The sequence below is a fragment of the Streptomyces sp. NRRL S-31 genome (genome assembly GCF_000718775.1).
Lineage (GTDB): Bacteria > Actinomycetota > Actinomycetes > Streptomycetales > Streptomycetaceae > Streptomyces.
The window spans coordinates 20416-40401 of the sequence record NZ_JOCB01000004.1 but is presented as its reverse complement, the minus strand read 5'-3'; the positions used below and the strand labels follow the sequence as shown (position 1 = coordinate 40401).

Below are 19986 nucleotides of genomic sequence, written 5' to 3'. Positions count from 1 at the left end.
GGTCGTGCTGGTCTACTTCCCCTTGGTGCCCTTGGCGCCGGTCTTGCCCCGGCCGCCCTTGTGGGTGCCGTTCTCGGTGCCGTGCTGGCTGTCGTACAACTCGTACGCGTCGACGATACGGCCCACCAGCTTGTGCCGTACGACATCGTGGGACGACAGCCGGGAGAAGTGCACGTCCTCCACGCCTTCGAGGATCTCCTGCACCTGGCGCAGACCGGACTTCTGCCCGCCCGGCAGGTCCACCTGCGTCACATCGCCCGTGATCACGATCTTGGAGTCGAAGCCGAGGCGGGTGAGGAACATCTTCATCTGTTCGGGGCTCGTGTTCTGGGCCTCGTCCAGGATGATGAAGGCGTCGTTGAGCGTGCGGCCGCGCATGTAGGCGAGCGGCGCGACCTCGATGGTCCCGGCGGCCATCAGCCTCGGGATGGAGTCGGGGTCGAGCATGTCGTGCAGCGCGTCGTACAGCGGGCGCAGGTACGGGTCGATCTTCTCGTAGAGCGTGCCGGGCAGGAAGCCCAGCCGCTCACCGGCCTCGACCGCGGGGCGGGTGAGGATGATCCGGTTGACCTGCTTGGACTGGAGGGCCTGCACGGCCTTGGCCATGGCCAGGTAGGTCTTGCCGGTGCCGGCGGGGCCGATGCCGAAGACGATCGTGTGCTTGTCGATCGCGTCGACGTAGCGCTTCTGGTTGAGGGTCTTCGGGCGGATCGTGCGTCCGCGCGAGGACAGGATGTTCTGGGTCAGCACCTGGGCCGGGGTCTCCGGTCCGTCGCTCGTTCCGTTCTCGCTCGCCTTGAGCATGGCGATCGAGCGTTCCACTGCGTCCTCCGTCATCGGCTGTCCGGTGCGGAGCACCAGCATCATCTCGTCGAACACGCGCGAGATCAGGGCCACGTCGACGGGGTCGCCGACCGCGCTGATCTCATTTCCCCGGACGTGGATGTCGGCCGCCGGGAAGGCCCTCTCGATCACGCGCAGGAGGGAGTCACCGGAACCCAGCACGGTCACCATGGGGTGCTGGGCGGGGACGGTGAACTGCGCTCTCGCCTGCTCCTGCGCGGGGGTGTGAGCTGTGGGTGTCTGTGTCATGGGCCGGCGCTGAAGGCCTGCGCTTCCTCCTCGTCACGGCCGCGTAGCTGAGGGCGGCCTCGCACTGTCCAGGGTACGACGGGGCACCGACAAGCCCGTAGGGCTTTTCGAACGCCCGGTCCGCCCGGACCCGCCGCGGTCCTGCTCCGGTCCGCTCCGGTCCGCTCCGGTCCGCTTCTGTCTGCTTCTGTCTGCTTCTGTCTGCTTCTGTCTGCTGACCGTCACAGCGAGCGCCGGAAGCCGATCGTGGGGACCGCCCGGCGCAGCGGCCAGGGGCGGTCCAGTTCCTCGGGGACCAGGCCCTCCAGGAAGGCGTACCGGCTCAGGGCCGCCGGCTCCTGGCCCGGCACGGACTGCACGCGCCGCCACCAGGCGCCGATCTCCGACCAGCCCGGCGCCGACAGCGAGCCCCCGAACTCCTGGACCGACAGCGCGGCCGTCAGCCCCGCGAAGGCCAGCCGGTCCGCCAGCGGCCAGCCGGCCAGCGTGCCCGTCACGAACCCGGCGACGAACACGTCGCCCGCGCCGGTCGGGTCCAGCGCCTCCACCGCGATCGCCGGCACCTCCGCCGTCTCCCCCGTCCGCCGGTCCACCGCGTACGCCCCGTCGGAGCCCAGCGTCACCACGGCCACCGGCACGTGTTCGGCCAGGGCGTGCGCGGCCTGGCGCGGGCAGTCGGCGCCGGTGTACCGCTTCGCCTCCTCCGCGTTGGGCAGGAACGCCTCGCAGTGCTCCAGGTCGGCGAGGCCGGACAGGTCCCACGCGCCCGTCTCGTCCCAGCCGACGTCGGCGAAGATGCGGGTGCCCGCGCGGGCGGCGTCGGCGATCCACGGGGCGCTGCGGCCCGGGGTGAGGGAGGCGACGGCGGCCCGCGCGCGGGGCGGCCGGGCCGGGGCCCCGTCCTGGCCGAAGACGGCCTCGGGCGGCGGCTCGTGCCCGTGCGAGACCATGGTCCGCTCGCCCTCGTAGGCCATGGAGACGGTGACCGGCGAGTGCCAGCCGGGCACGGTGCGCGAGGCGGCGAGGTCGATGCCCTCGCCCTGTTCCAGCGCGTCCCAGCAGTACTCGCCGTAGTGGTCGTCGCCGAAGGCGGCGGCCAGGGCCGTGCGCAGGCCGAGCCGGGCCAGGGCGGCGGCCATGTTGGCGACCCCGCCGGGGCTGGAACCCATGCCCCGGGCCCAGGACTCGGTGCCGCGTACCGGCGCCGTGTCCAGGCCGGTGAAGATGATGTCGAGGAAGACGGTGCCGGTGAGGTAGACGTCCCAGGGCGGGTCCCCGGGGGCGCGCAGCGCGGCGAGCGGGTCGACCCGGGCCTGGCGGCGCGCTGCCTGGGTGAGGTGTTCCGGTTCCTCTCCGGTGAGAATGTGCGACGGCGTCACGGTGCGCTCCCTGGCGTGGTGCGGTTCTGGCCAGTGTGCACCAGGTCACGCACCGGGACGGGCGCGCCGGTCACCAGCGGGGCATCACCGGGGTCCGCCAGCCCGGCCGGGCCGCGCGCATCGCCGCCGCGTCGTCGCGGTCCCGGAACGTGCCGTCGTCGTCGGCCCAGCGCCGGTGCAGCCGGGCGAGTTCGTCCCGGTCCAGTTCGACGCCGAGGCCGGGCGCGTCGGACACCGCGACCCGGCCGCCGGTGAAGGAGAGCCGTTCGGTGAGGACGTCCTCGGACTGCCAGGGGTAGTGCGAGTCGCAGGCGTGGTGGAGGCCGGGGACCGTGGCCGCCACCTGGGTCATCGCTGCCAGGCTGATGCCGAGATGGGTGTTGGAGTGCATGGACACCCCGACGCCGAAGGCGGCGCAGATCGCCGCGAGCCGCTGGGTGTTGCGCAGCCCGCCCCAGTAGTGGTGGTCCGAGAGCACGACCTGCACGGCGCCCCTGGTGAACGCCTCCTTGATCTCCTCGAAGGTGGTCACGCACATGTTGGTGGCCAGCGGGGTGCCGGTCCGCGCGGCGACCTCCGCCATGGCGGGCGTGCCCAGTGCCGGGTCCTCCAGGTACTCCAGGACGTCGCCGAGTTCGCGCGCGACCGCCAGCGAGGTACCGACCGACCAGGCGCCGTTGGGGTCGAGCCGCAGCGGATGTCCGGGGAAAGCGTCGGCGAGGGCGCGGACGGCGGCGATCTCCTCCTCGGGCGGGAAGACCCCGCCCTTGAGCTTGAACGAGCCGAAGCCGTACCGCTCCTGGAACCGGCGTGCCTGCGCCACCACGCCCGCCGGGTCGAGCGCGGCACCCCACTCGTCCGGCTCGGCCGGGACGCCCGCCGGGTGCCCGTCCCACTTGTAGAAGAGGTAGGCGCTGTACTCGACCGCGTCGCGCACCCTGCCGCCGAGCAGCGCGTGCACGGGCAGGCCGAACGCCCTGCCCTGGGCGTCGAGGCAGGCGACCTCGAAGGCGGACAGCACGGACAGCCGCAGTTTGCCGGCGGTCTGCACCCCGCGCAGCCCGCCGGCGTCCGTCTGGCCCTCCACCCGGGAGGCGTCCACGGCGACGTCGATCCCCTCGAGCCCGTTCACATCCATGACCGATCGCCCGACGAGCCGTCCGGCCAGCGCCCGGGCCAGTTCCAGGTACTTGGTGTCGCCGTAGGTCTCGCCGATGCCGGTGACCCCCCCGGCCGTGACGACCTCCACGATCAGCCGGGGGGTGTACGGCTGGTGCACGCCCTGGGTGTTGAGCAGCGGCGCGTCGGCGACCAGGACCGGCGTCAGCCGCACCTCGGCGATGGTCAGGTCACGGGTCACAGGGAGGCTCCTACGAGGTCCAGGCCGGCGGTGAGCAGCGCCCTGAGGTCGGCGAGGTCGGCGGGCGAGGGGTCGGCGAGCGGGGCGCGCACCGGCCCGACGGGCTGCCCGCGCAGCCGGGCCGCCGCCTTCACCAGGGACACGGCGTATCCGGGCGTGCGGTCGCGCAGTTCGACGAACGGGACGTAGAAGGCGCGCAGCAGCTTGTCGACGGCGCCGTGGTCCGCCTCGCGCAGCGCGGTGAAGAAGGCGCCGGCGATCTCGGGGGCGAAGGCGTGCACGGCGGAGGAGTAGGCGGGGACGCCGACGGTGGCGTAGGCGCGGGCCTGGATCTCGGCCGTGGCGGCGCCGTTGAAGAAGAGGAAGCCGTCGGGGGCGGCGAGGGTGAGGCGCTGGAGGCGGTCGAGGTCGCTGTGGCCGTCCTTGAGGCCGATGACGTTCGGAATCCGGGCGATGCGGCGCAACGAGTCGGCGGTGTAGGCGACTTGGCCGCGCTGGTAGGCGATGAGCGGCAGCCGGGTGCGGGCGGCGAGCCGCTCCAGCTGGGCGGCGAGGCCGTCCTGTGGCGCGTCGGTCAGGTAGTGCGGCAGCACGAGCAGGGCGTCGGCGCCCGCCTCCTCGGCGATCCGCGCGAACCGGGCGGCCTGCGCCCAGCCGTACCCGGTGCCGGCCACCACGGGCACCCGGCCGGCCGTCTCCTCGACGGCGGCGCTGACGACCTGGCGGTACTCGTCCTCGTCCAGCGAGAAGAACTCGCCGGTGCCGCAGGCCGGGAAGAGGGCGCCGGGTCCGGCCGCGAGCCGGCCGGCCACATGGGCGCGGAAGCCGTCGGGATCGAGGGCGCCGTCGCCGTGGAAGGCGGTGAGCGGGAAGGAGAGCACGCCGCGCGCCATCCCCTCCCGCAGTCGCCGCGCCACGTCCTGCGGAGCCGGGTCACCGCTCACCGGACCATCTCCCCTTGTGAATAGTGTCTACATATGAGAACGAAGGCTAGACGCTTCTACCCTCCCCCACCAGCACCAAACGCGACCGTGGTCCAGATCACACCCATCGGCCTTCTTCCGTTACCGCGTGCTTGATACAACTTGCTCGCGCGTTCCCGTCCGTCGACGGCCGTCGCCCGCTCCCCCTTCATCTCCCTTTCCGCGCCGCTCCTTTCGCCTCCCCTGGGAACGCCCGTGTCCGCCCGCCGCACCCCGCCCTGGCCCCTCGCCGCCCTGTTCACGGCCGGGTACCTCGCCCCGTATCTCCTGCCGACGACGGTCGGACGCCTGGCGGCGGGACTGCCGCTGACGGCCACTCAGGCCGGTGCCGTCGGCAGCGCCCTGCTGCTGGGCTCGGCGAGCGCCGGGTTCCTCCTGGCCTCCCGGGTCGACCGGGCGGGGGCGCGGCGCGCGGCCCGCGTCGGCCTCGCGCTCGCCGTCCTCGGATACGGCGGGGCCGCCCTCACCGACGCCGTGCCGGCCGTGGTCGCGGGCGCCGTGCTCGGCGGAGCCGGGTCCGGCACGGTCACCGCGGTGGCCGTGAGCGGCATCGCGGCCCAGCGCGACCCGCACCGGGTGACCACGCTGGGGCTCCTCGGGGTGTCCGCGCTCGCGGGCGCGCTCTGTCTGGCGGTGCCGCACCTCGGGCCGGGGCACGCCCAGCCGCTGGCGGCGCTCGCGCTCACCGCGCTCGCCGTGTGGCCGCTCACCGGACGCCTGCCCGGACGCCTGCCCGGGCACGCGACCGGCGACCGCCCGGCACCCGCCCCGGGCGGTCGCCGCCGGCGGTCCGCCGCCCGTCCGCCGCACCTGCGCCGCGGGCTGGTCCTCGCCGCCACGATGCCCTGCTGGTCGCTGGCCCAGAACGCGCTGTGGGGGGTGAGCGGGCGCATCGGCCTGGTCCAGGCCCACCTGTCGGAGTCCACGGTGGGGGCGGTCTTCGCCGTCGCGCTCGGGGCGGGGCTGCTGGGGGTGACGGGCGCGGGGGCGCTCGGCCCGAGGTTCGGCCGGGCGCTGCCCATCGGCGCCGGTACGGCCCTGATCGCCGGCTGTGTCGCGCTGAGCGCGTCCGCGACCGGCCTCGCGTCCTTCGCCGCGGGCGAGATCGCCTGGAACCTGCTCTACCCGGTCGTGCTGTCGTACCTCATCGGCCTCGCCGCCTCGCTGGACCCGCACGGCCGCTGGGCGGTGCTCGTGGGCTCCGCCTCGTCGCTGGGCACGGCGGCCGGGCCGCTGACCGGCAGCCTGCTGGCCGCGTGGGCGGGCTTCCCGGTCATGGGCGCGGTCCTCGCGGCCGGGCTGCTGCTGATCGCGGCACCGGTGACCGCGGTCGCGCTGCGGGCCGGCCGCGGGACTCCGGCGGTGGTGGAGATCCCGGTGGACAGCCCGGCCGTCCCCGCCCGGGGCGCCTACGACACCGCGGCCGCTATCCAGGCTCCCTGACCGGCACGGCCGTCACCGAGTCCGCTGACCGGCACGGTCGCCACCGAGAGTCCCCGACGGACGCGGCGGCCAGGCGCCCTCGGGACGGAACCGGTCCGGGGCGGACCCGGGCCGAGCCGGACGAGAACCGTCCAGGACCGTCCAGGACCGTCTAGAACCGGTACGCCGCCACCTCGGCCAGATAGCGCGCGCGGCGCTCCTCGTCGTCCTCCAGGAAGGAGGCGAGGAAGGAGTTGCGGGCCAGTTCGCGCAGCCGCTCCTCGTCCAGGCCCAGCGCCGAGCGCAGCGCGTCGAAGTTGTCGCCCGCGTACCCGCCGAAGTACGCCGGGTCGTCGGAGTTGACCGTGCACAGCAGCCCCGCGTCGAGCATGGCCGGCAGCGGGTGGCCGGCCAGGCTGTCCACGGCGCGCAGCCGGACGTTGGACAGCGGGCACAGGGTGAGCGGCACGCGGTCCCGGACCAGCCGCTCGACCAGCGCCGAGTCCTCCAGGCAGCGCAGACCGTGGTCGACGCGCTCCACGCCGAGCACGTCCAGCGCCTCGGTGATGTACTCCGGCGGGCCCTCCTCACCGGCGTGCGCGACCCGGCGCAGCCCGAGCGCGGCGGCGGCCTCGTAGACCTCCCGGAACTTCGCCGGCGGGTGCCCGACCTCGGCGGAGTCGAGGCCGACCCCGGTGATCCGGTCCAGGTACGGCTCGGCCGCCTCCAGGGTGGCGAGCGCCGACTCGGCGGACTCGTCCCGCAGGAAGCACATGATCAGCTTGGTGGAGACGCCGTGGGCCGCCTCGCTGCCGCCCAGCGCCCGCCACAGCCCCTCCACCACCGTGCCCATGGACACGCCCCGGGCCAGGTGGGCCTGCGGGTCGAAGAAGATCTCCGCGTGCCGTACGCCCTGCGCGGCGGCCCGGGCGAGGTAGGCGTTCGCCAGGTCGGCGAAGTCCTGCTCGGTGCGCAGCACGGTCATCAGCTCGTAGTACAGGTCCAGGAAGGACTGGAGATCCTCGAAGCGGTACGCCTCGCGGAGCGCGTCGGTGTCGGCGTACGGGAGGGTCACCCTGTTGCGGGCGGCCAGCTCGAACGCCAGCTCAGGCTCCAGGGTGCCTTCGATATGGAGGTGCAGTTCTGCTTTCGGGAGGGGCATCAAAGCATGGTACGGGTGTTTTACCGCCGTTTCGGAAGCGGCACCCGCAGCAGGTCGTACGCCACCGTCAGCTCCCCCGCGAACCCGGCCGCCCGCGCCTGCCGCTCGAACTCCCCGGGATCGGTGTAGCGCTGGCTGAAGTGGGTGAGCACGAGGTGCCGCACGCCGGCGTCCCGGGCCACGGCGGCGGCCTGCCCGGCCGTCAGGTGTCCGTGCTCCTCGGCCAGCCCCGCGTCCTCGTCCAGGAACGTGGACTCGATGACGAGCAGGTCGCAGCCCTCCGCGAGGGCGTGCACGCCCTCGCAGAGCCGGGTGTCCATGACGAACGCGAACCGCTGTCCGCGCCGCACCTCGCTGACGTCCTCCAGCGTCACCTTCCCGAGCCGTCCCTCGCGCTGGAGCACGCCGACGTCCGGACCCCGGACGCCGTGCGCGGCGAGCCGGTCGGGGAGCATGCGCCGGCCGTCGGGTTCGACCAGCCGGTAGCCGTAGGACTCGACGGGGTGGGAGAGCCGGCGGGCCTGAAGCGTGTACGACGGGGTCACCGCGAGGGGGCCGTCGGCGGCGACCGGGGCCTCTGTGAGGCGGACCGTCTCCCGGTAGGCGGTCGCGTAGCGCAGGCGGTCGAAGAACCGCTGACCGGAGAGCGGGTAGTGCGCGCTGATCCCGTGCGGCACCCGGTCCAGGTTGATCCGCTGGATGACCCCGGCGAGGCCCAGGCTGTGGTCGCCGTGGAAGTGCGTGACGCAGATCCGGTTCAGGTCGTGGGCGGCGACCCCGGCGCGCAGCATCTGCCGCTGTGTGCCCTCGCCGGGGTCGAACAGGATGCCCTCGCCGTCCCACCGGAGCAGATAGCCGTTGTGGTTGCGGTGCCGGGTCGGGACCTGGCTGGCGGTACCGAGGACCACCAGTTCACGGACGGACATGCCGAGTTACCCGGGCGGCCACGTCAGGCCACGGCCGCCGAGGACGTGGGCGTGGGCGTGCCAGACGGTCTGGCCGGCGCCGGAGCCGGTGTTGAAGACGAGGCGGTAGCTGTCGAGCTTCTCCTCGTCGGCGACGGCCTTGGTCTCGGCGAGGACGTCGGCGGCCAGTTGCGGGGCGCTCGCGGCGAGTTCGGCCGCGTTCTCGTAGTGGGCCTTGGGGATCACCAGGACGTGCGTGGGGGCCTGGGGGTTTATGTCCCGGAAGGCCACGGTCGTCTCGGTCTCGCGGACGATCGTCGCCGGGATCCCGCCCGCGACGATCTTGCAGAACAGGCAGTCGTCCTGCGGCTCTCCGGCCATGCGCGTGCGCTCCTCTTCGCCGGTGATCAATACGGTGGCATGGTAGTCGGTCGGGCGCGTGGCGTCCGGGGCCGGGCGGAATCCGCCGGGCCCCGGGCCCGGATCCTCAGCGGGGCATCTCCGGCGGTGTCTTCGCGGGGCTGCTCTCCAGGGCCTCCAGCGCCAGCGCGACCGCCGCGTCCAGCTGGGTGTCCCGGCCCGCCACCCAGTCCTGCGGGCGCTGGACGACCTCCACGTCCGGGTCCACCCCGTGGTTCTCCAGGTCCCAGCCGACCCCCTCCAGCCACATCGCGTACTTCGGCTGGGTCACCAGCGTGCCGTCGACCAGGTGGTAGCGGCTGTCGATGCCGATGATGCCGCCCCAGGTGCGGGTGCCGACGACCGGGCCGATGCCGAGGGCCTTGACGGCCGCGTTGACGATGTCGCCGTCGGAGCCGGAGAACTCGTTGGCCACGGCGACGACCGGGCCGCGGGGCGCGTCCAGCGGGTAGCTGGTGGGGCGCATGCCGCGGGGCAGGTCCCAGCCGACGATCCGGCGGGCGAGCTTCTCCACCACGAGCTGGGAGGTGTGGCCGCCGCGGTTCTCCCGGACGTCGACCACGAGGCCCTCGCGGGCGACCTCCACCCGCAGGTCGCGGTGGATCTGGGCCCAGCCGGGGGCCTGCATGTCGGGGACGTGCAGGTAGCCGAGCCGGCCGCCGGAGGCCGCGTGGACGTGGGCGCGGCGGTCGGCGACCCACGCGTGGTAGCGCAGGGGTTCCTCGTCGGCGATCGGGACGACGACGGTGTGCCGGGGCTCGCCGCCGCCCGCCGGGGAGACGGTCAGCTCCACCGGGTGGCCGGCGGTGCCCACGAGGAGCGGGCCGGGGCCCGTCACCGGGTCCACGGAATGGCCGGCGACCGCGATGACCGCGTCACCGGGGCGGATCGCGACCCCGGGCGCGGCGAGCGGGGAGCGGGCGTCCGGGTCGGAGGTCTCCGACGGGAGGATGCGGTCGATGCGCCAGCTGCCGTCCGCGTGCCGGGAGATGTCGGCGCCGAGCAGGCCGTGCCGGGCCCGGCCGGCGCCGCCGGGCGGGGTGACGTAGGCGTGGGAGGTGCCCAGCTCGCCGTGCACCTCCCAGAGCAGGTCGACCAGGTCGCTGTGGGTGGCCAGCCGGCGCAGCAGCGGACGGTAGCGGCGCAGGACGCCGTCCCAGTCGACGCCGCCGAGGTCGGGCCGCCAGAAGTGGTCGCGCATGAGCCGGCCGGTCTCGTCGTACATCTGCCGCCACTCGGCGGCCGGGTCGACGGTCTGCCGGACCCGGGCGAGGTCGACGGTGACGCCGGTGTCGCCGTCCTCGTCGGTGCCGGTGCGCCGGTCGGCGGGCACCACCCGGAGCCGGTCGTCGGTCCACAGCAGCAGGCGCGTGCCGTCGCCGCTGACCTCGAAGTGGTCGGCGCCGGAGGCGAGGGGGTCCAGGCGGCGCCGGGCGAGGTCGTACCGCTCCAGCTCGGTGTGCGGGCCGGGGTCCTGGGGGTGGGCGCGGGAGGCGCCGAGGACGCCCCGCACGGGGTGGCGCAGCCAGAGCACGCCGTCCTTGGCGGCGCGCAGGGTGGAGTAGCGGCCGGCCTCGACCGGGAAGGGCACGATCCGGTCGGCGAGCCCCTCGGGGTCGATGCGGGTGACGGGGGTGCCCTCGCTGTCGGGTGTCTCGTCCTTGTCCTGGGCCTCGAAGGGGCGGCCGTGGCGCTGCGGGCCGAAGGGCGAGGGGGTGGTGGCGGCCAGGGTGATCAGGTGCGGCCGGGACCCGACCACGAACGCCAGGTCGAAGACGTGCTCGTCGTAGACCGGGTCGAAGGCGCGGTTGGAGAGGAACGCGAGGTGTCTGCCGTCGAGGGTGAAGGCGGGCGCGTAGTCCTGGAAGCGCAGCGGGGTCGCCTCGATGACCGACAGGTCGGTGGTGTGGGCGAGGCGCAGCTGCGAGAGCGGGCGGGGGCCGGGGTGGGCCCAGGCGAGCCAGGCGGAGTCGGGTGAGAAGACGAGCCCGGAGACCTCGCCGTCGTCGCTGCGGTCGACCTCGCGGACCTCGCCGGTCTCCCGCTCCACGAGCAGCAGCCGGCCGTCGTGCGCGGCGACCGCGGCCCGGCTGCCGTCGGGGGCCACGGCCAGCTCCAGCACCCGGCCGAGCTGTCCGGCGGCCAGCCGGCGCGGGGGCGCGCCGGGCACGGTGCCGGTCGCGGGGGCGAACTCCAGGGCGTCCTCGCCCTCGGCGTCCGTCACCCACACCGCCCACTCCTCGCCCTCGGCGCGGAAGGCGCGCGGCATCCGGGCCCGGACGCCCGGGGTGGCGGCCAGGGCGCGGGCGGGGCCGGAGCGGTGGGTGACCCAGTGGACTCCGCCGCGCACACAGACGGCGCTGCCGCGCGCGGTGTGGTCGGGGGACGCCTCGCCGAACCAGTGGGAGGCGTTGACGGGGTACGGCCGCAGATCGGCGCGGGGGCCGCCGAGCCGTACGTCCAGCCGGCGCGGTTCGGCGCCCTCCAGGTCGTCCAGCAGCCAGAGTTCGCCGCCCGAGCTGTAGACGACCCGGGTGCCGTCACCGGCCGCGTGCCGGGCGTAGAAGCCGTCGAGGGGGGTGTGCCGGCGCAGGTCGGAGCCGTCGGCGAGGGAGGAGTACAGGGCGCCGGTGCCCTCGTGGTCGGAGAGGAACGCGATCCGGTCGCCGGCCCACACCGGGCACTCGATGTTCCCGTCGACGTCCTCGTGCAGCCGTACGAACTCCCCGGCGCCCGCCTCCCCTTCGGCGGCGCGGTCGATCCACAGCTTGCCCGCCGTACCGCCCCGGTAGCGCTTCCAGTAGGCGGCCTCGCGGCCCATCGGCGCGGACAGCAGCACGGTGGCGGGGCCGTGGGCCACCGCGCCGACCGGGCCGTACGGCAGGGTCTCGGCCGGTCCGCCGTCCAGCGGGACGGCGTGCGCCCAGGTGTGCCGGAAGCTGTGCCGGCCGTGCGCGCCGAGCGCGAGCACCCGCCCGTCCGGGGTCCAGCCGCGCACCTCCGTACGGCGGTTGCCCCAGTACGTCAGCCGCTCGGCGGGGCCGCCGTCGACCGGGGCGACGTGCACCTCGGGGGCGCCGTCCCGGGTGGAGGTCCAGGCCAGGTGCCGGCCGTCCGGTGATACGCGGGGCTGGGTCACCGGCCTGTTGTCGGCGCTGACCCGCCAGGCCCGGCCGCCGTCGAGCGGGGCGAGCCACACGTCGTCCTCGGCGACGAAGGTCACCAAGTCGCCGTGCACATGGGGGTATCGGAGATAGCCGGAGGTTTCCGTGGTTCCCGTCGAAGCGCCCTGAGTCACCCCGTCACTCTACGCAGCGACCGGTGCGCGCCGCTCCCCTTTGCCCGCACGCGCCCCGGACGGGCCGTACGGACGCGGCCGGGGCCGCGCGGGTCAGCCGCGCAGCAGCAGCCACTCCTGGAGTTCGACGAGGTTGCCCTCCGGGTCCTTGAGGTGGGCCACGCGCATCCGGTCGGTCATGGGGGCCGGGCCGTGCAGCAGGTCCGCGCCCCGCTCGATGATCCGCGCGCAGTAGGCGTCGAGGTCGTCGACGCGCAGCACGACCAGGGACCGGTGGCCGGTGGCGGTGTCGCCCAGCTCGGCCAGGACCCCGGCCATCATCGTCCGGTCCTGGAGGGCGATCCCGGCGGAGCCGGCGTGGAGGCCGAACTTCTCGTACGGGCCCTCGCTCGCGCCGGACTGCGGCCGGAGGCCGAGGACGTCGGCGTAGAAGCGGTAGCAGGCGGCGAAGTCGGTGACCAGCAGCCGGACCTGGGCGAGTTCCACGGTGTCCCCCGGCCGGTCAGGACCAGCGGCCGGTACGGCCCAGCAGCAGGGCCGCGGCGGCGGTGCCGGCGGTGGACGTCCGCAGCACGGTGGGCCCGAGGACGTAGGGCCGGGCGCCCGCCTCCGCGAAGAGCGCCAGCTCCTCGGGGGAGACACCGCCCTCGGGGCCGACGACCAGCACGATCTCGCCCGCGGTGGGGAGTTCGGCGGTGGCGAGGCGCGTCTCGCCGCTCTCGTGCAGTACGGCGGCGAAGTCCGCGCCGGCGAGCAGCGCGCCCACCTGCCTGGTCGTCGCCGCGTCCGCCACCTCGGGGAAGCGGACCCGGCGGGACTGCTTGCCCGCCTCGCGGGCGGTGGCCCGCCACTTGCCGAGGGCCTTCAGCCCGCGCTCGCCCCTCCACTGGGTGACGCAGCGGGACGCCTGCCAGGGCACGATCGTGTCGACGCCGACCTCGGTCATGGTCTCGACGGCGAGTTCCCCCCGGTCGCCCTTGGGCAGGGCCTGCACGACGGTGATGCGCGGGCTGGCCGGCTCCTCCTCGCGCACCGGCTCCAGGTCCGTGACGACCAGCCGGTCCTTGCCCTCGGCCGCCTTGACGACGCCCTCCGCCCAGCGTCCGCGGCCGTCGGTGAGGACCACGTCCTCGCCCGGCCGCAGCCGCTTCACGGACACGGCGTGCCGTCCCTCGGGGCCGTCGAGCACGAACTCCGGCCCGGCCGGGTCGAGTCGGTCGACGACGAAGACGGGCGCGGTCATCGCGGGTCACCTCCGGTCCGCGTCAGCTCCGACAACGCTGTCCCGGCGTCGGCGAGTTCGGCGGCCAGCGCCTCCACCAGGCGGTCGGCCGGCAGGTCCCGGGCCATCCGGTGGCCCTGGCCCGCCCACAGCGCCATGCCCTGCGCGTCACCGGCCTGGGCGGCGGCCTTGCGCAGCGGCGAGGTGAGGTGGTGGACCTCCGGGTAGGCGGCGGGGGCGTACGGGCCGTGCTCGCGCAGGAAGCGGTTGACCAGTCCGCGGGCCGGACGGCCGGAGAAGGCGCGGGTCAGTTCGGTGCGGGCGAACAGAGGGTCGGTCAGCGCCCGTTTGTGCAGGTCGGGCGCGCCGGACTCGGGGGTGGCGAGGAAGGCGGTGCCCAGCTGGGCCGCGCTCGCGCCCGCCGCGAGGACGGCGGCGATCTGGGCGCCGCACATGATGCCGCCGGCGGCCACGACGGGCAGGCGCACGGCCTCCCGGATCTGCGTGACCAGCGACAGCAGGCCGACGCCGGTGCCGTCGTTCTCCGGCAGGTCCCGGTGGGTGCCCTGGTGGCCGCCGGCCTCCAGGCCCTGCGCGATCACCGCGTCCGCCCCGGCCCGCTCGACCGCGCGGGCCTCCTCCGCGGTGGTGGCGGTGACCAGGGTGAGGGTCCCGGCCCGGCGCAGCCGGTCGAGCACCTCCCGGCTCGGCACGCCGAAGTGGAAGGAGACCACCGGCACCGGGTCGTCGAGCAGGACGGCGAGCTTGGCGTCGTAGTTGTCGTCCCGGCCGCCGTCCGGGTCGCCCAGCTCGGTCCCGTACCAGGCGGCCTCGCCGGCCAGCTGGTGGGCGTAGAGCTCGACGGCGCCGGACTCGGCCTGCTCCGGCTGCGGCACGAACACGTTCACCCCGAACGGGCGGTCCGTGAGCGCCCTCAGCTGCTTGATCTCCTGGTACATCCCGTCGGCGGTCTTGTACCCGGCGGCGAGGAACCCGAGGCCGCCGGCCTCGGAGACGGCGGCGGCGAGCCGCGGGAGGGAGACACCGCCCGCCATGGGGGCCTGCACGATCGGAAGGGGCGAGAGACCGGTCAGCGCGGAGGACATGACCGCATGTTGTCACGTCCTTCGGACAAGTCCGAATCGGGGCGTCCCCCGGCACATACCGGGGCGGCCGCACGCTCCGACGCCCGTCGCGGGTGTCCGCCGGCCGGGCGGGAGCGCCCCGCCGGGGCGGCGGACCGAGCCCGGTCCGGGGGCCGGACCCCCGGCCCCCGGACCGGCATCGCGACCCGCGTCAGCGCCCGTTGAAGGCGTCCTTCAGCCGGGAGAACAGGCCCTGCTGGCCCGGCTGGAACTGCCCCTGCGGCCGCTCCTCGCCCCTGAGCTTGGCCAGCTCGCGCAGCAGCCGCTCCTGCTCGGGGTCGAGCTTGTTCGGGGTGATGACCTCGACATGCACGATCAGGTCGCCCCGGCCGCCGCCGCGCAGATGCGTGACGCCCCGGCCGTGCAGCGGGATCGACTGGCCGGACTGGGTACCGGGCCGGATGTCGACCTCCTCCATGCCGTCCAGGGTCTCCAGCGGCACCTTGGTGCCGAGGGCCGCCGCGGTCATCGGGAGGGTGACCGTGCAGTGCAGGTCGTCGCCGCGCCGCTGGAAGGTCGGGTGCGGCAGCTCGTGGATCTCGACGTACAGGTCGCCGGCCGGTCCGCCGCCGGGGCCGACCTCGCCCTCGCCGGCGAGCTGGATGCGGGTGCCGTTGTCGACACCGGCCGGGATCTTGACGGTGAGCGTGCGCCGGGAGCGGACCCGGCCGTCGCCGGCGCACTCCGGGCACGGCGTCGGCACGACCGTGCCGAAGCCCTGGCACTGGGGACACGGCCGCGAGGTCATGACCTGGCCCAGGAAGGACCGGGTGACCTGCGAGACCTCGCCCCGGCCGCGGCACATGTCACACGTCTGGGCGGAGGTGCCCGGGGCCGCGCCCTCGCCGTTGCAGGTGCTGCAGACGACCGCGGTGTCGACCTGGATGTCCTTGGTCGTCCCGAAGGCCGCCTCGTCCAGCTCGATCTCGATCCGGATCATCGCGTCCTGGCCGCGGCGGGTGCGCGAGCGCGGCCCGCGCTGCGACGCCGTGCCGAAGAACGCGTCCATGATGTCCGAGAAGTTGCCGAAGCCGCCCGCGCCGAAGCCGCCCGCGCCCGCGCCGCCCGACGCGGAGAGCGGGTCGCCGCCGAGGTCGTAGACCTGCTTCTTCTGCGGGTCCGACAGCACCTCGTAAGCGGCGTTGATCTCCTTGAACCGCTCCTGGGTCTTCGGATCGGGGTTGACGTCCGGGTGCAGCTCGCGCGCGAGCCGGCGGAACGCCTTCTTGATCTCATCCTGCGACGCGTCGCGGCGCACGCCGAGAACGGCGTAATAGTCCGTGGCCACTTACGACTCCGCCAGGATCTGTCCGACGTACCGTGCCACTGCGCGTACCGCTCCCATCGTTCCCGGGTAGTCCATGCGGGTCGGTCCGACCACGCCGAGCTTGGCAACCGCCTCGCCGCCCGAACCGTAACCGACCGACACGACGGAGGTTGAGTTGAGTCCCTCGTGGGCGATCTCGTGGCCGATGCGCACGGTCACGCCCGGATCCTTGGCCTCGCCGAGGAGCTTGAGGAGCACGACCTGCTCCTCAAGGGCCTCCAGGACGGGCCGAATCGTGAGGGGGAAGTCATGTCCGAAGCGGGTGAGATTGGCGGTACCGCCGATCATCAGCCGCTCCTCGTTCTCCTCCACGAGTGTCTCCAGCAGGGTGGAGAGCACCGTGGAGACCGTACCGCGGTCCTCGGGGTCGAAGCCGTCCGGCAGGTCCTCGACCAGCTGCGGCACATCGGCGAACCGGCGGCCCGCGACCCGGCTGTTCAGCCGTGCCCGCAGGTCCGCCAGCGAGGTCTCGCCGAACGGCACCGGGCAGTCGACCATCCGCTGCTCGACCCGGCCGGTGTCCGTGATCAGCACGAGCATCACGCGCGCGGGGGCGAGCGAGAGCAGCTCCACGTGCCGGACGGTGGACCGGGTCAGGGACGGGTACTGCACGACGGCGACCTGCCGCGTGAGCTGCGCGAGCAGCCGCACGGTCCGCGCCACGACGTCGTCGAGGTCGACGGCGCCCTCCAGGAAGTTCTGGATCGCCCGCCGCTCGGGCGCGGTCATCGGCTTCACACCCGCGAGCTTGTCGACGAACAGCCGGTAGCCCTTGTCGGTGGGGATGCGCCCCGCACTGGTGTGCGGCTGGGCGATGTACCCCTCGTCCTCGAGGGCCGCCATGTCGTTGCGGACGGTGGCCGGGGAGACACCGAGGTTGTGCCGCTCGGTGAGCGCCTTGGAACCGACCGGCTCCTCGGTGCCCACGTAGTCCTGGACGATGGCGCGCAGCACCTGAAGCCTGCGTTCACTCAGCATGCGCGCGCACCTCCAGCACGTCGTCCCTCGTCCCCTGGTCCCGCCGCCCCGTCGGGCCGTCGGCCTGGCACTCCTCCCATCCGAGTGCCAGCATTCCCCGCCAGTGTACGGCTGTCGGGTACGCACTGGGCAAGGTCGGGCCGCCGTACCGGGTCCTACCGCTAGCGTCGCGGGTATGACCGTGACTTGGGAAGAGCTGGGGTGGGAGCGGCTGGCCGCCGGGGTGGGGCGGTGCCGGCTGCCGGGCTGGGACTGCACCGCGGGCCTGGTATTGGGCGTGGGAACGGCGCTGGTGGTGGACGCCGGGTCGAGCCTGGCGGAGGGGGCGCGGCTGCGGGCGCGGGCCCAGCGGATCGCCGGCGGCCGTGTGACCCATCTCGCGCTGACCCACCCCCATTTCGACCACGTCCTCGGGGCGCCCGCGTTCGCCGGCGCGGAGGTGTACGGGGCGGTGGGCGTGGACGCGGTGCTGGCGCTCGGGCGCGAGGAGCTGCGCCTGGACGCGGTGCGGGGCGGTCTGCCGGTGCGCGACGCGGACGAGGCGGTGGACGCGCTGGTCTCCCCCGGCCACCTGGTCTCCGGCGAGTGGACCCTCGACCTGGGCGACGGCCGGCAGGCGCTGCTGGCCAACGTGGGCCCCGGCCACACCGCGCACGACCTGGCGGTGCTGGTGCCGGGAGACCCGGAGGTGGTCTTCTGCGGCGACCTGGTGGAGGAGTCCGGCGAGCCCCAGGCGGGCCCGGACGCGATCCCGTCCCGCTGGCCGGACGCGCTCGACCGGCTGCTGGCGCTGGGCGGCGAGGACGCACTGTACGTGCCCGGTCACGGGGCGGTGGTGGACGCGGGGTTCGTACGCCGTCAACGCGACGCGCTGGCGGCGCGGTTCGGCGTGATCTGAGCGCCTTCCGGCAACCGGTCCCGGCGTGTCGTGCGCACCGCCGTACGGCTTCTCCTATCGTCATCCGAATGCGCCAGTACTCCGCCGATCTCACCCCACCGTGGAAGAAGCAGCAGCCCGTGCCCGAGGTGGCGGCCGAACCGGGTCTGGTGGTGGAGGAGCCCGGCACCGGGTTCTGCGGGGCGGTGATCGGCTGCGAGGCCGGCACGGTGACCCTGGAGGACCGCTTCGGCAAGCACCGGGTGTTCCCGCTGGTGCCGCGCGGTTTCCTGCTGGAGGGCCGCGTGGTGACGCTGGTACGGCCGGCGTCCGGCGGCCCGGCGCGCCCGGCCCGCACGGCGTCCGGCTCGGTCGCCGTCCCGGGCGCACGCGCGCGCGTGGCCCGCGCCGGCCGCATCTACGTGGAGGGCCGGCACGACGCCGAGCTGGTCGAGAAGGTGTGGGGCGACGACCTGCGCGTCGAGGGCGTGGTCGTGGAGTACCTGGAGGGCGTGGACGACCTGCCGGCGATCGTGGAGTCCTTCGCCCCGGGGCCGGACGCGCGGCTGGGCGTGCTGGTGGACCACCTGGTGCCGGGGTCGAAGGAGTGGCGGATCGCGGAGTCGGTGACCAGCGCGCACGCGCTCGTCGTCGGCCACCCGTACATCGACATCTGGGAGGCGGTGAAGCCGTCGTCGGTGGGGATCGCGGCGTGGCCGCGGGTGCCGCGGGGCCAGGACTGGAAGACGGGGGTGTGCCGGGCGCTGGGCTGGCCGCCGGAGAACACCGGGGCGGTGTGGCAGGCGATCCTGAAGCGGGTGCGGTCCTACAAGGACCTGGAGCCGGAGCTGCTGGGGCGGGTGGAGGAGCTGATCGACTTCGTCACGGGGGACGGCGGGGCCTGACGCCGCGCGGGCCCCGCGCCCGTGCGCGGCCCTCCGCGTCCGCCGTCCCGCCGACGGGGTCCCGCCCCACGGGTCCGTGGGGCGGAGCGGGCCGGGACGGGGAGCGGACCGCGGTCCGGGGGCCGCTCACCCATCACCGGGGTGACCGGTCCACGCCCGCCGATCCACGCCCTTCGATCCACGCCCTCCGATCCAGGTGCGCCGGTCCACGCCCGCCGGCCCGCGCCCGTCGGTCCGCCCTCGCGTGGTGGTCAGTCCACCAGGTCCCGCACCACCGCGTCAGCCAGCAGCCGCCCGCGCAGTGTGAGCACCGCGTGTCCCCGCTCGTACGGCTCCTCCTGGAGCAGTCCGTCCGCCAGCGCCCGCCGGGAGGCGGCGAGTCCCTCCTCCCGCAGCAGCGACAGCGGGACGCCCTCCCGCAGCCGCAGCTCCAGCAGGACGCGCTCCACCCGGCGGTCCTCGTCGGACAGCAGCTCGCGGCCCGCGCCCGGGGAACGGCCGGCGGCGAGGGCCGCCGCGTACGCGCCCGGGTGCTTCACGTTCCACCAGCGCACCCCGCCCACGTGCGAGTGCGCCCCGGGTCCGGCGCCCCACCAGTCGGCGCCGCGCCAGTACAGCTCGTTGTGCAGGCAGCGGCCCGCCTCGGAGGTGGCCCAGTTGGAGACCTCGTACCAGTCGAAGCCCGCCGCGGCCAGCATCTCCTCGGCGATCAGGTACCGGTCGGCGTGCACGTCGTCGTCGGTCATCGGTATCTCGCCGCGGCGGATCCGGCGGGCCAGCCGGGTGCCCTCCTCGACGATGAGCGCGTAGGCGCTGACGTGGTCGGGGCCGGCCCCGAGGGCGGCCTCCAGGGACGCCCGCCAGTCGTCGTCCGACTCCCCCGGCGTGCCGTAGATCAGGTCCAGGTTGACGTGCTCGAACCCCGCGGCCCGCGCCTCCGCCACACAGGCCTCCGGGCGGCCGGGCGTGTGGGTGCGTTCCAGGACCCGCAGTACGTGCCGCTTCGCGCTCTGCATGCCGAAGGAGATCCGGTTGAAGCCGCCCGCGCGGAGGGTGGCCAGGTAGGCGGGGTCGACGGAGTCCGGGTTCGCCTCCGTGGTGACCTCCGCGTCCGGGGCGAGCCCGAACTCGGTACGGATCACGTCCAGCATCCCGGCCAGGTCGTCTGCCGCCAGCAGGGTGGGCGTGCCGCCGCCGACGAAGACCGTGCGGACCTCGCGCGGGTCGTCGCCCAGCACCTTCCTCGCCAGCCGGATCTCGTCCGCGAGGATGTCCGCGTAGTTGTCCCGGGAGGCGAGCACCCCGCCCGTGCCGCGCAGCTCGGTCGCGGTGTAGGTGTTGAAGTCGCAGTAGCCGCAGCGGGTCGCGCAGTACGGGACGTGCAGATAGAAACCGAGCGGGCGGGCGGCGGCCCCGGCGAGCGCGGAGGCGGGCAGCGCGCCGTCGGCGGGGACGGGCTCGCCGTCGGGGAGTGCGGAAGGCATGTCCTCCATTGTCCAGCACCGGCGGTG

General features: G+C 74.5%; 17 protein-coding genes. 3 read left to right on the top strand and 14 right to left on the bottom strand.

The window, feature by feature from the left end; translation table 11 throughout:
* Positions 1-12 precede the first annotated feature (12 nt).
* The 4 genes from IF37_RS0103020 to IF37_RS0103005 form a co-directional block, all read right to left on the bottom strand.
* Positions 13-1092: a PhoH family protein gene (locus IF37_RS0103020; RefSeq protein WP_079165527.1), complete on the bottom strand. Its 1080-nt coding sequence runs from the start codon at positions 1090-1092 to the stop codon at positions 13-15.
* Between the two features lie 221 nt (positions 1093-1313).
* Entirely contained in the window at positions 1314-2456 is a 1143-nt protein-coding gene (locus IF37_RS0103015; RefSeq protein WP_301540304.1) for a carbohydrate kinase family protein, read from the bottom strand.
* 85 nt (positions 2457-2541) lie between these two features.
* Positions 2542-3831 carry a glucarate dehydratase family protein gene (locus tag IF37_RS0103010; protein WP_030735612.1) on the bottom strand — a complete coding sequence of 430 codons (1290 nt, stop codon included), beginning with the start codon at positions 3829-3831 and terminating at the stop codon, positions 2542-2544.
* Positions 3828-4724, bottom strand: a complete 897-nt coding sequence (locus IF37_RS0103005; RefSeq protein WP_253915631.1) for a 5-dehydro-4-deoxyglucarate dehydratase — start codon at positions 4722-4724, stop codon at positions 3828-3830. Before IF37_RS0103005 ends, IF37_RS0103010 begins: the two co-directional genes overlap by 4 nt.
* Positions 4725-5009: 285 nt before the next feature.
* Between IF37_RS0103005 and IF37_RS0103000 the strand changes: the two genes are divergently transcribed.
* Positions 5010-6257 carry an MFS transporter gene (locus IF37_RS0103000; RefSeq protein ID WP_030735610.1) on the top strand — a complete coding sequence of 416 codons (1248 nt, stop codon included), beginning with the start codon at positions 5010-5012 and terminating at the stop codon, positions 6255-6257.
* A gap of 151 nt (positions 6258-6408) precedes the next feature.
* On the opposite strand, the gene IF37_RS0102995 is transcribed toward IF37_RS0103000, so the two are convergent.
* From IF37_RS0102995 to hrcA, 9 genes are all read right to left on the bottom strand, one after another.
* Positions 6409-7398 carry an adenosine deaminase gene (locus IF37_RS0102995; RefSeq protein ID WP_030735609.1) on the bottom strand — a complete coding sequence of 330 codons (990 nt, stop codon included), beginning with the start codon at positions 7396-7398 and terminating at the stop codon, positions 6409-6411.
* A 20-nt stretch (positions 7399-7418) separates the two neighbouring features.
* Positions 7419-8324 carry a ribonuclease Z gene (locus IF37_RS0102990; RefSeq protein WP_030735607.1) on the bottom strand — a complete coding sequence of 302 codons (906 nt, stop codon included), beginning with the start codon at positions 8322-8324 and terminating at the stop codon, positions 7419-7421.
* Positions 8325-8330: 6 nt separating this feature from the next.
* Entirely contained in the window at positions 8331-8684 is a 354-nt protein-coding gene (locus tag IF37_RS0102985; protein WP_030735605.1) for a histidine triad nucleotide-binding protein, read from the bottom strand.
* 106 nt (positions 8685-8790) lie between these two features.
* Positions 8791-12021 carry a S41 family peptidase gene (locus IF37_RS0102980; protein ID WP_173456703.1) on the bottom strand — a complete coding sequence of 1077 codons (3231 nt, stop codon included), beginning with the start codon at positions 12019-12021 and terminating at the stop codon, positions 8791-8793.
* A 93-nt stretch (positions 12022-12114) separates the two neighbouring features.
* Positions 12115-12507 carry a VOC family protein gene (locus tag IF37_RS0102975; protein ID WP_030735599.1) on the bottom strand — a complete coding sequence of 131 codons (393 nt, stop codon included), beginning with the start codon at positions 12505-12507 and terminating at the stop codon, positions 12115-12117.
* Between the two features lie 16 nt (positions 12508-12523).
* Complete coding sequence (locus tag IF37_RS0102970; protein ID WP_030735597.1) at positions 12524-13264, bottom strand: 16S rRNA (uracil(1498)-N(3))-methyltransferase; 741 nt, start codon at positions 13262-13264, stop codon at positions 12524-12526.
* The gene (locus IF37_RS0102965) at positions 13261-14349 is read right to left on the bottom strand and encodes a nitronate monooxygenase (RefSeq protein WP_030735594.1); all 1089 of its coding nucleotides are present in this window, start codon (positions 14347-14349) and stop codon (positions 13261-13263) included. Before IF37_RS0102965 ends, IF37_RS0102970 begins: the two co-directional genes overlap by 4 nt.
* A gap of 190 nt (positions 14350-14539) precedes the next feature.
* A complete protein-coding gene (gene dnaJ / locus IF37_RS0102960) occupies positions 14540-15676 on the bottom strand; it encodes a molecular chaperone DnaJ (protein WP_030735591.1) in 1137 nt (378 codons plus the stop codon).
* A complete protein-coding gene (gene hrcA, locus IF37_RS0102955) occupies positions 15677-16693 on the bottom strand; it encodes a heat-inducible transcriptional repressor HrcA (RefSeq protein ID WP_030735587.1) in 1017 nt (338 codons plus the stop codon). It lies immediately after the preceding gene.
* Between the two features lie 175 nt (positions 16694-16868).
* Here hrcA and IF37_RS0102950 point away from each other — a divergent pair, with 175 nt between their 5' ends.
* Together IF37_RS0102950 and IF37_RS0102945 are read left to right on the top strand one after the other, a co-directional pair.
* Positions 16869-17591: an MBL fold metallo-hydrolase gene (locus IF37_RS0102950; protein ID WP_030735585.1), complete on the top strand. Its 723-nt coding sequence runs from the start codon at positions 16869-16871 to the stop codon at positions 17589-17591.
* A gap of 68 nt (positions 17592-17659) precedes the next feature.
* Positions 17660-18475, top strand: coding sequence for a DUF3097 domain-containing protein (locus IF37_RS0102945; RefSeq protein ID WP_030735583.1), 816 nt, complete (start codon positions 17660-17662; stop codon positions 18473-18475).
* Positions 18476-18726: 251 nt separating this feature from the next.
* Here the strand turns inward: IF37_RS0102945 and hemW are convergent, their stop codons facing one another.
* Positions 18727-19959 carry a radical SAM family heme chaperone HemW gene (hemW, locus tag IF37_RS0102940; protein ID WP_030735579.1) on the bottom strand — a complete coding sequence of 411 codons (1233 nt, stop codon included), beginning with the start codon at positions 19957-19959 and terminating at the stop codon, positions 18727-18729.
* Between the last annotated feature and the right edge of the window lie 27 nt (positions 19960-19986).